The organism is Tetzosporium hominis (assembly GCF_002265435.1).
GTDB classification, from domain to species: Bacteria; Bacillota; Bacilli; order Bacillales_A; family Planococcaceae; genus Chryseomicrobium; species Chryseomicrobium hominis.
Genome location: NZ_NOKQ01000289.1, coordinates 24100 through 35426, shown reverse-complemented (window position 1 = coordinate 35426; position 11327 = coordinate 24100). Strand labels below are relative to the sequence as shown.

Below are 11327 nucleotides of genomic sequence, written 5' to 3'. Positions count from 1 at the left end.
CTGTTATTATGTGAGAGGGTGAAGGAAAAGATACGCGTTCCGTGGTATCAGAGTGGTTTGAAGAACCCGCAGCGGAGGCCAAAGCGCTACGAAAAGTGGAACCGGCTTGGTCAGAAACTTCTCGGGAATTGGACGGACCCGGTGAGGTGTTCTTTGCCTCATTGGGTGTGGCCGATTTTCGAGTGGGTTTCTAGCCGGTGTAACTAGATCAGCTTTGGTATGCCGAGAGGATTCTGATGGCCGCTCCCATAGATAAGCGTTTCTTTTCCGAGCACTTTCAGCAAAAAGGCTTCTCAGATGAAGTTCACAACTCGATTTCGATTAGATGTGAAGAACGGTCAAAAACATAAAAAAGCCCCCGTCTCCCTGCGTGCACGACGCAAGGGACGAGAGCTTGTAAGCTTCCGCGGTTCCACCCTGATTGACCGAAATTCGGTCCTCTTCATTAACTGGGTAACGGCCAGTACCGTCTTCACCTACACCCAAAATGGGTTCGACAAAGCGCCTCTCGAGTGTTGTTCACCTGTACGGTCTGTAGAAAAGATTTCAGCCACGTCTTTTCCTCTCTTGTCAGTCCCTCTGTACCTGTTACTTTCTCGGTCTTCGGCAATGTGTTCATGTAATATACTTTATCTTAATGACGTATTTATCGAAAGTCAATGGTTATTTTAAAATGAACCTAGATATTTGACGACACTGTCTGTACTATATGTATAAGGAGGTCGATTTATGCAGAATTTTCGTACATATGGCTATTTCGTACTGATACTTTTTCTTCTCCTCGCACCTCTCACCGCTTTTGCAGAAAGCGCCGTCGTCAATACCCCTTCTTTAAAGGTTCGTTCAGGCCCTGGTTTGACGTATGAGGTGATTGGCTCCGTAAAAGCTGGTGACGAGTTGGATATCTTATCAAAAGAGAATGATTGGTATCAGATTGATTACAACGGCCAACAAGGATGGGTGGCAAGCTGGTTAACGACGGGATCCACATCCACAGTTGAGAACCAAGCAGCCATCGTTCAAGTGAAAACATTGAATGTTCGAGCTGATGCTTCGACAAGTTCCTCAAAGCTCGGTCAGCTTGCAGAAGGAACATCAGTATCTGTCAAATCCGTTAAAGGTGACTGGCTAGAGATTGACTACAACGGTTCGAGTGCATGGATACATAAAGAATACGTGCAACTTACAAGTGCTAGTGACATGGTAGAGCAACCTATTAATGATGCATTTCGAGTGGAAGTCGACGCATTGAATGTTCGTAAAAAACCATCTCTTGATTCAAAACGGACCGCACTTATTTATCGCAATGATGTTTTCCAAGTGGTCTCTCAAGATGATACATGGGTAGAACTACAACTCGCAGACGGTTCTACTGGTTGGGTGTACAAATTTTATGGAAGCTTCGAAGCAACCACGCCCTCACCTTCAGCTGAACAAGTTGAAAGTGATGAGACACCTTCTGCTGCGCCATCAGTAGTTACTATTTTGTACAATGGGACTAACTTACGTGCGCAGCCTTCTACTTCAAGCGAAGTAAAAGCTCGCGTTGATGCAGGTAAGCAACTACAAGTTAAAGGCGCTGAAAGCGATTGGTACGAGATCGAACTCGACGGCGACACGATGTTCGTAGCCAATTGGGTTGTCACTACCGATGCTGCTGCAATAGTTGAAGAAGAGAAAGAAGAAGTGACGAGAAAACCAGGTACACTCACTGGTCTCACCATAGTACTTGATCCAGGTCATGGTGGTAACGACCACGGAACGACTGGTTATTACGGGACAGCTGAGAAAGGCTTAACCCTGCCTACCGCTGAGTTACTGGCAGCCAAGCTTGAAGCAGCTGGAGCAGACGTTATTTTCACTCGTGAATCTGATGCCTATATTGCACTCCGTAAGCGAGTTTCTGTGAGTCATCAACATGCTGCAGATGCCTTTGTCAGTATTCATTACGATTCAGTAGATGATTCGTCAGTAAATGGCTTCACAACATATTATCAACATAGCTTTCAAAAGCCTTTAGCCGATCACATTCATAGCGCTCTGCAAGACCGATTATCTTTAAAGGACCGTGGTGTGCGAGAAGGCAATTACCTAGTGTTGCGTGAAAACCAACAGCATGCAGTGTTGCTAGAACTTGGCTATTTGAGCAATGCAACTGAAGAACGCTCTGTCTCAACCGCGCAGTTCCGTGAAACGGCTGCTCATGCCATCTACGAAGGATTAATTTCGTTTTTCGATAGTGAATTAGAAGATTGATTGCTCACTCCCTTTTGGGAGTGAGTTTTTTAGTCACAAAAAACTCCAGAAGAGCACACAGCTCTCCTGGAGTTATTTTTCTAAAATAATCGTAACCGGACCATCATTGATCAGTTGAACGTCCATCATGGCTCCGAAGCGCCCAGTCTCCACAGCAAGACCGTGAGACCTAAGTCGTTCATTGAAATACTCCCATAGAGGCTCTGCTTGATCAGGACGCGCAGCCTCGATAAAGGAAGGACGCCGCCCCTTCTTTGTATCGGCATATAAAGTAAACTGAGAAACGGACAAAATCGAACCGCCAACATCTTGCAGACCGCGATTCATTTTCCCTTCATCGTCCTCGAAAAGACGCATTCCAGCAATCTTATCTGCTAGCCAATCTGCTTGCGCTTCACTATCTTCATGAGTCACGCCGACTAGCAGCACATAGCCATGTGAAATGGCTCCGACTGTCTCTCCAGCCACGGTAACACTCGCTTGTTTTGCTCGCTGTAAAACAACTCGCATAAGTCACCTCTTAGTTGATAATTCGCTGCACGGAGTATACATTCGGAAGTTGTTTGATTCGGTCCACTACTCTGTGTAAATGCGAGATATTCGTAATTTTAATCGTTAAGTTGATGGTCGCAATGTCTTTTTCAGACTTGCCTGTTACTGCTGCAATCGTCGTCTTAGAATCAGTCACAGCCATCAATACTTCGTTTAGAAGTCCTGTTCGATCAAACGCAGCCACTTCAATATCTACTGCGTACTCTTTCTTCGCTGATGTATCTTGTTCCCACTCCACATCAATCAAGCGTTGGTTACTGTCCGCACCTTGCACGTTAGGACAATCCGCACGGTGAACTGAGACACCGCGGCCCTTCGTGATAAATCCGACAATCTCATCACCAGGAACTGGACTACAGCAACGTGACAAGCGAATCAAAAGGTTGTCAATTCCTTTTACAACAACTCCAGACTCCGTCGATTTTTTGACAGGAGGTGATGCCATATTTTTTGAAATCTTCTCTAGTGTCTCTTCGTGATCTCGTTCTTTTCGCATCTTTTCAGCTAGACGGTTTACCACTTGTTGAGCAGTAATTCCTCCAAATCCAACAGCCGAGTAGAGATCTTCTTCACTCGTGAACGCATATTTCTCACAGACACGTTTCAAGTTTTCAGAAGTTAAAACAACTTTCGGATCGAAATCTTGTGAACGAATCTCTTTATCGATGGCTTCTTTGCCTTTTTCGATATTCTCATCGCGCTGCTGCTTTTTAAAGAATTGCTTGATCTTGTTTTTCGCTTGGGAGGACTGGGCAATCTTGAGCCAGTCACGACTTGGTCCAAAAGATTGTTTAGATGTTAAGACTTCGATAATGTCACCTGTCTTAAGCTTAGTATCAAGAGGCACCATTTTACCATTCACTTTAGCGCCAATTGTTTTATTGCCGACTTCAGAGTGAACGCGGTAAGCGAAATCGATTGGAACAGAACCTGCTGGGAGCTCGATGACGTCTCCTTTTGGCGTAAACACATACACCATGTCAGAAAACAAATCGAACTTTAGTGACTCCATAAATTCTTCTGCATTCGACGATTCATTTTGGAACTCCAAAATTTCTCGGAACCACGACAGTTTTGTATCAACAGATTCATCAGACGTCTCGACTTTACGACCTTCTTTATAGGCCCAGTGCGCTGCTACCCCGTACTCGGCGATATTGTGCATCTCTTGAGTACGGATTTGAACTTCAAGAGGGTCTCCGTTCGGTCCGATAACTGTGGTGTGGATAGACTGATACAAGTTTTGCTTCGGCATCGCAATATAATCTTTAAAACGGCCTGGCATAGGCTTCCATAACGTATGGATGATTCCAAGCACCGCATAACAGTCTTTAATGCTATCCACGATAATGCGCATAGCAAGCAAGTCATAGATTTCGTTAAACTGTTTCTGCTGAATGACCATTTTGCGGTAGATGCTGTAAATGTGTTTTGGACGCCCTGAAATATCCGCTTGAATACCTACTTCGTCAAGCTGGCTATTTATGTCTTTCATGACATGGTTCAGATACGCTTCCCGTTCAGTACGTTTCTTTTTCATGAAATTAACGATTCGATAGTACTGCTGCGGATTGAGATATCGAAGCGAGGTATCTTCTAGTTCCCATTTCACTGTTGAAATCCCAAGTCGGTGCGCTAGTGGCGCAAAGATTTCAAGAGTCTCATTGGCAATTCGGCGCTGCTTTTCTTCAGGCAAGTGTTTGAGCGTGCGCATGTTGTGAAGACGGTCTGCCAGTTTGATCAAGATGATTCGAATGTCTTGAGCCATTGCAATGAACATTTTGCGGTGGTTCTCTGCCTGTTGTTCTTCTTTAGACATGTATTTGATCTTTCCGAGCTTGGTTACACCTTCAACTAACATCGCGACTTCTTCACTGAATTCCTTTACGAGATCTTCGCGAGTGTATTCTGTGTCTTCGATGACATCGTGAAGAAATCCAGCCGCTACGGTTTCTGGATCCATCTGCAGGTCTGCAAGAATTCCAGCTACTTGTATTGGATGGATGATATAAGGTTCACCTGAATTTCGGAATTGATTGCGGTGGGCATGTTCTGCCAGCTTATACGCTTTTTCAACAAACCGAACGTTGGTTTCATTCATATATGTTGCTGTGATTGCAAAGACTTCTTCGGCTGTCCGCACTTGTTCTTTTGCCATACCCACTCACCTGTTTCTGTTGATTTCGTTTCGAAAGTTATAATCTCTATTGTAGTAAACTAATAGCTCCATTGTAAAGGGCTGCTGGCCTCTGAATTCGAATAATTGACTAAGTTCTAGATGTGGAGAACGCCGCTCTAGAAATTTCATCAAAACCAGGCGCACCAAATGAGGCGTTTTTTGCCTCGGTTGGGGTGAATGGTTTTGATGTGGATTTCTGGCGTTCGCAACTCGATATCGTTTAGATGTGGAACCGACTGTTTAGAAACGCCGTTTTAATGCTAAAATCGTGCCTGACTTGGGGCTGTTTCCAAAAGGGCCGCGCCGAATCTTCCCAATCGCTTCACGCAAGAAAAGTGGAACCGGCTTGGTCAGAAACTTCTCGGGAATCGGATGGACCCGGTGAGGCGTTCTTTGCCTCATTGGGTGTGGCCGATTTTCGAGTGGGTTTCTAGACGGTGTAACTAGACATCTAAGCGACACGGGTGATATCCGGCATCGACCTGATCCTTCAGGAAACAGCCCCAAGATCTACGGCACGCTTTTTCGCAACATTTTTTGCAGATCTCAATAAAGTAAAGATTTACCCTTCAGAATTGTATACTTTGATATTTATTTAAAAAAACGCAGTCAGAGAAGTCCTCTGCTGCGTCTTAAAATTAATAGCTGATTAGCGTACGAATATCGATGCCTTTTAACTTGTCGCGGCCATCTAAATACGTCAATTCGATCATGAAAGCAGCACCAACTACTTCCCCACCTAATTGTTGAATCAAGTTAACTGTCGCTTCTACTGTTCCACCTGTTGCTAACAAATCATCTACGATTAACACTTTTTGACCTGGTTTGATAGCATCTTTATGCATCGTTAATGTGTCTTTTCCATACTCAAGACCGTAATCTGCAGTAATCACTTCACGTGGAAGTTTACCTGGTTTACGAACTGGTGCAAATCCAACTTCTAGAGCATAAGCCACTGGGCATCCGATGATAAATCCACGTGCTTCAGGACCGACGATGACTTCAGCGCCAACTTCTTTTGCATACTTGACGATTTCATCTACTGCATATTTATAAGCAGGACCATTATCCATGATCGTTGTAATGTCTTTAAATCGAATTCCTTCTTTTGGCCAATCTTCAACGATTGTTACGTACTGTTTTAAATCCACAATTGTTCCTCCTCAGGACCGGTGTTGGCGCTTGGCGTCAAACCACTGCTTCAGTTCGCGATACGGAGCGTAGAGCAATACCTGTTCGAGCTCCATTCGCTTTTGTTGTTGCTGATAGCTTGGGGCTTCGGTCAAGTCGCGCTTTTGACTCTCCGTATTGACCACCAAATGTCCATTGTCTATTTTAACAAAATCTAATTCAAAAAACACCTTTGACATAAAATTAATTGTTTGTTCGCTCCAGCCTTTATGTCGCGCAAGTTGTGCACCTTGTTCTTTCAAAGCGAAACGCTCACGACTTTTCAAAAACGAATAGTACCATTTGAACTGATCCCGGCTCGGTAACCCTTCAAAGAAAGCTTGTGAAGGAGTAAAGAAATGCGCAAAAATGCGGCTCCACGAGGCTTTTTCCATGATAGCATCTAACTCGCACTCTTCATCTGGCATGTCGAGTAGCACGACGGAGCTATGTTGCGGTTTGAAGTCTTGAGGTTTCGTAATGGCTACAGGCAATTGACTCTGATAGGTCTGAATGGTCTGATCATGAAACGCGATAAAATGCGCGTCCCCTTCAGGTACCTGATTGAGCCAGCGGTAGAGCTGACGAATTCCCCGGACATCAAATAGCTGCCAGTCAGTTGATGCTGCGTCTTCTAACATCATCTGAGGTTTTTTCCGCCCGTTCCATTCATTGACTTGCAAATCTCCAACCAAAGATAGTGAGGTCATAGGAGCAAGCTGATCGACAAGCTCGCCTTGATGGAAACCAATTACATCTAACGAGTGCCCATCTTGCGTCACTTCAAGTTTGGCATGATTTTGGTTCGCACCAATCTTGCGGAACGTGGTCACTTCAGCATTCTGAATGCTGTAGACCGGTTTAGCAAATCCCATCCCGTAAGGTCCTAGTTTCGCTGTTTTTTCAATGGCTTCAACAGAAATCTCAGAAAGTTGTACAGCAACATCCACGGTCACGATTGGAGTAAAGTGCTCTTCTGTCAATATCTCGTCACCTTGCTTTGTCATCCGCTCAATGAACTCGTCTAAATTGTCAAGTGGAATCGTCATCCCTGCCGCCATCGGGTGGCCTCCAAAATGAGGAACAAGGTCCCGGTTTTTCGCAATTTCTTGATAGAGATGGAAGCCTTCAATACTCCTTGCAGACCCTTTCGCAATACCTTTTTCTAAGTCCACACCGAGTACAATTGTCGGGCGTGTATACTTCTCTACCAAACGAGACGCCACAATTCCTAAAATACCAGGATTCCAGTCTTCTTGTGCCACAATGATGACACTTGGGACGGGACCTGCTTCAACTTGAGCAATGGCTTCATCACTGATGGCTTTAACAATGGATTGCCGCTCCTTGTTTTTGTCATTCAAAAATTTCGCATAGAGAGAGGCTTCTTCTTTACTTGCACTCCGGAACAAATGCACTCCAGGATCAGCGTCTCCTAATCTTCCTACTGCGTTGATACGAGGTCCAAACGCAAACCCAACTGTTTCTTCATTGATGTCTCCAATTTCTACACTAGAGACGCTAGCGAGCGCTCGAATGGCTTCAGTTGGGCGTGTGCGCATCAACTCAAGTCCACGCTTCACATAGTAGCGATTCTCTCCTCGTAAGGACACGATATCCGCAATGGTTCCAATGGCAACTAAATACATCAACTCTTCAGGAACACGACCTAGTAGAGCATGTGCCAATTTGAAAGCCACACCGACCCCAGCTAATTCGGAAAACGGATAGTTTTCTTCTAAATGCGGATGAATGATAAAGTCTGCATTTGGAATGATGTCGCCCGCTTCGTGGTGATCTGTCAAGATGACGTCCATTCCAAGCTCTTTCGCCACAGCTATTTGGCTCACTCCTGAAATCCCGTTATCGACCGTGATTAAGAGTTGGACGCCGTCTTCATGTGCGATACGGAACAATCGTTCACTAGGTCCATAGCCGTCCTCAAAACGGTTTGGAATGCGGAACGATACATCTGCTCCCATCGAAGTCAACGTCTCCATCAATACCGTCACACTCGTGATGCCGTCAGCGTCATAATCTCCGTAAACAAGAATCTTTTCTTTTGACTCTATTGCCTTTTTAATCCGAGCAACAGCACCTTCCATGTCTTGAAACAAGAAAGGATCATGGATGACGCTAGCGTCTGTATGTAAAAACTCATCTGCTTTTTCTTTTGTGTCGAGTCCGCGGGCAAGCAATAGCTTGGCAACCAACAGCTCGACCCCTAGTTCTTCTGCGAATGCTTCCGCTTGTTGTTGCGGAATGGAGTGCATTCTCCATTTTTTCTTCGATTGAATCATTTAAGTCACTTCCTCACAGACTTCCATTATACAAAAAAACCTGCCCATTTGGACAGGCTCCTGATTTTAAAGTGTGCGGTTGACATCTTCCTCGTATTGAGGCTGTGCTTTCATCTCGCGCTCTTTGTATACGGTCAACTCGTTCTGAGCAGCATGTAGTTCTGCATCTCGCGTCGCTTTTTCGGCTTCGAGCGCTTTTACTTTGCGACTTAACGTAAAGCTGCGAACCATGGCGAGCATTCCGCTCACTAATGCACCGAGTAGTGCAGAGCCTAAAATTACTAGGATCAGTGGCCACTGTGCTTCTCCGAACAAGTAGTTGACGGGAACAGGATCCACATTCACTACAGCAAAGATGGCGATGATGATAGCTAAAACAAGACCGATTAAAATTGCCCATTGTGCTTTCATAAATTCATCCTCCTATGTATCGCTTTACCTCAATTAAAAAAATCGAGGTATAGAAGACCTATACCCCGATTAGAGAATGATTGAAACGTTTTACACTACAGGCTCGTCAGAACCCCATTGTTTCTTTTCTTGAACTACATCGATAGCGCCTTTTTTCGTTAATTGCTTGCGTTTCATGTCGTACCACAGCTGTGCTGCAATAAAGACTGATGAATACGTTCCTGCAATCAAACCAATAAGTAACGCGATCGAGAAGTTTTGAATCGACACAGCACCGAAGAAAATAAGTGCTAAGACTACAAACACGACCGTAAGCACCGTATTCACGGAGCGACCTAGCGTTTGACGAAGTGACTTGTTGACCACTTCTGCAAGTTGCTCTTCTGTTTCAATCGTTCCGGAACGTGACATGTTCTCACGAATACGGTCGAACGTCACGATCGTATCATTGATGGAATATCCGACAATGGTCAATACGGCAGCGATGAACGTGATATCTACTTCAAGTCGCAGAATACTGAATACGGCTACCATGAAGAATGCATCGTGCAGCAAGGAAACAATAGCCGCTAAGCCCATGCGCCATTCAAATCGAATGGATGCGTAAATGATGATTCCCACCATAGCAATAGCTAGAGCGTAGATCGCATTACGTGCCAGCTCTTTTCCTACAGTTGGAGATACAGCACTGACACCCGGTTCAATTCCGTAAATAGCAGTTAAATCTGTCTTCAACTGATTGATTTGCTCTTGAGTAAAGTCTTCATTGTAGCGAATGACAGCAATGTTGCTGTCGTCACCTGAGATGACGATATCGTCGGACGGATGACCTGCTGCTTCAATTTCTTGACGAACTTCATCAGTAGTCAGTGTCTGATCCGCTAAAATTTCAACACGTGTCCCACTAGAGAAGTCAATTCCTAGATTTAATTGGAAAATCGCGAGCATAGCAATTCCAGCTGATAATAATAGTGCTGAAAGTGAATAAAACAGTTTGCGCTTTCCTACAAAATCGAATCGATCAAATTTCGTTGGAAGATCGAGCGTATCGACTTCGTTCTCAATTGGGTGAATCGATTTTTTCGAAATACCAAACCATGTCTTTTTGTTATCAAGCCATCCGCTGTCGACTAGAAGACCTAACAATAAACGAGATCCCCAAACAGCTGTGATAAAGCTTGCTAAAATACTAATGATCAACATTGTCGCAAACCCTTTAACTGAGCTTGTTCCGAAATAAAAGAGAACTGCTGCAGCTAAAAGCGTCGTAACGTTCGCATCTAAAATCGCGCTAAAGGATTGCTTTGCACCCATCTTGAACGATTGTGCAACCGATTTCCCGACACGCAGTTCTTCTTTGATTCGCTCATAAGTGATGATATTCGCATCGACTGCCATCCCTACACCGAGCATGATTGCTGCGATACCAGGAAGTGTTAACACGCCGTTGATTAATTCAAATACAAGCAGGATTAAGTAGATGTAGACTGAGAGCGTAATCATGGCTACAAAACCTGGTAGACGGTAGTAGAACAGCATAAATACGAAGATTAATGCAATCCCGATTATAGCTGCAAGAACTGTTGAATCCAGTGCTTGTTCCCCAAACTGAGCTCCTACAGAAGTCGAGTAGATTTCCGTCAGTTTTACAGGAAGTGCACCTGCATTCAAGATACCTGCTAAGTTTTTAGTCTCATCGGTCGTAAACACACCGTCGATTTGCACATCGCTCGATGCAATTCGGCTCGTTACTTGTGGAGCAGAGACAAATTTAGGATCAGGCTTTGCCATTTCAGCTTGGTAGCTGTCGACACCTTCTTCAAAGTCTAACCAGATGACCAATAAGTTTTGACCAATTGGACGAGAAGCAAGTTCTTCTGTTACTTGAGCAAACTTGTCTGGATCTTTTAATTTCAATGTTACAATCGGTTGTCCGTTTGCATCGAACGATGGCTGCGCGCCACCTTCTACAAGGTCCGTACCGTCAAGCATCACTTCGTCATTGACGTCGCGGAACTCTAGGTTAGCTTCAGTAGACAGCAATTCACGTGCTGCATTCTGATCTTCTACACCTGGTAACTGAACACGGATCCGATTGTTTTCTTCTTCTTGGATGACCGGTTCACTGACACCGAGAACGTTAATTCGGTTGTTCAGCGCTTCTGCCGTATCGGCTACGGTCTCTTGACTGATTTTACCTGTCTCACCATCAAGGGATTCCAACTGATAGAGGACCTCGAAGCCCCCTTGAAGGTCCAGCCCTAATTTAATATCTTTCAGTATGCCATTTGCAGTACTGCCAATGGTACCTGCAAAGATGACGAGGAGTAGCAAGAAAGCTACTATTCTTCCTCTGGATTTCATTTTCATTCTCCCTTCTTTTCCCCTAAGCGAGGGGAATCACAGACCCCGGTCTGAAACCGAAAAAAACACAACATGATTATTATGAATCACGTCGT

Annotated in this window: 7 protein-coding genes and 1 other annotated feature; of the genes, 1 reads left to right on the top strand and 6 read right to left on the bottom strand. The window is 44.6% G+C overall.

The window, feature by feature from the left end; translation table 11 throughout:
* Positions 1–379 precede the first annotated feature (379 nt).
* Positions 380–613, bottom strand: a binding site (T-box leader).
* Between the two features lie 116 nt (positions 614–729).
* Positions 730–2256: an N-acetylmuramoyl-L-alanine amidase family protein gene (locus CF394_RS13255; RefSeq protein ID WP_094944242.1), complete on the top strand. Its 1527-nt coding sequence runs from the start codon at positions 730–732 to the stop codon at positions 2254–2256.
* A gap of 72 nt (positions 2257–2328) precedes the next feature.
* Here CF394_RS13255 and dtd read toward each other — a convergent pair whose 3' ends face one another.
* From dtd to secDF, 6 genes are all read right to left on the bottom strand, one after another.
* Complete coding sequence (gene dtd / locus CF394_RS13250) at positions 2329–2766, bottom strand: D-aminoacyl-tRNA deacylase (RefSeq protein WP_094944241.1); 438 nt, start codon at positions 2764–2766, stop codon at positions 2329–2331.
* Between the two features lie 10 nt (positions 2767–2776).
* Positions 2777–4966: a RelA/SpoT family protein gene (locus tag CF394_RS13245; RefSeq protein ID WP_094944240.1), complete on the bottom strand. Its 2190-nt coding sequence runs from the start codon at positions 4964–4966 to the stop codon at positions 2777–2779.
* A gap of 659 nt (positions 4967–5625) precedes the next feature.
* On the bottom strand, positions 5626–6138 hold the full coding sequence (locus CF394_RS13240) for an adenine phosphoribosyltransferase (protein ID WP_094944238.1): 513 nt from the start codon (positions 6136–6138) through the stop codon (positions 5626–5628).
* A gap of 12 nt (positions 6139–6150) precedes the next feature.
* Entirely contained in the window at positions 6151–8457 is a 2307-nt protein-coding gene (gene recJ / locus CF394_RS13235) for a single-stranded-DNA-specific exonuclease RecJ (RefSeq protein ID WP_094944237.1), read from the bottom strand.
* Positions 8458–8523: 66 nt separating this feature from the next.
* Positions 8524–8868 carry a LapA family protein gene (locus CF394_RS13230; RefSeq protein ID WP_094944235.1) on the bottom strand — a complete coding sequence of 115 codons (345 nt, stop codon included), beginning with the start codon at positions 8866–8868 and terminating at the stop codon, positions 8524–8526.
* Between the two features lie 90 nt (positions 8869–8958).
* The gene (secDF, locus tag CF394_RS13225) at positions 8959–11232 is read right to left on the bottom strand and encodes a protein translocase subunit SecDF (RefSeq protein WP_094944234.1); all 2274 of its coding nucleotides are present in this window, start codon (positions 11230–11232) and stop codon (positions 8959–8961) included.
* Positions 11233–11327 lie beyond the last annotated feature (95 nt).

Coding starts and splice junctions, on each gene's coding strand:
- CF394_RS13245 (WP_094944240.1), bottom strand. CDS start 4,966: ATGGCAAAAGAACAAGTGCGGACAGCCGAAGAAGTCTTTGCAATCACA.
- recJ (WP_094944237.1), bottom strand. CDS start 8,457: ATGATTCAATCGAAGAAAAAATGGAGAATGCACTCCATTCCGCAACAA.
- CF394_RS13230 (WP_094944235.1), bottom strand. CDS start 8,868: ATGAAAGCACAATGGGCAATTTTAATCGGTCTTGTTTTAGCTATCATC.
- CF394_RS13255 (WP_094944242.1), top strand. CDS start 730: ATGCAGAATTTTCGTACATATGGCTATTTCGTACTGATACTTTTTCTT.
- dtd (WP_094944241.1), bottom strand. CDS start 2,766: ATGCGAGTTGTTTTACAGCGAGCAAAACAAGCGAGTGTTACCGTGGCT.
- secDF (WP_094944234.1), bottom strand. CDS start 11,232: ATGAAATCCAGAGGAAGAATAGTAGCTTTCTTGCTACTCCTCGTCATC.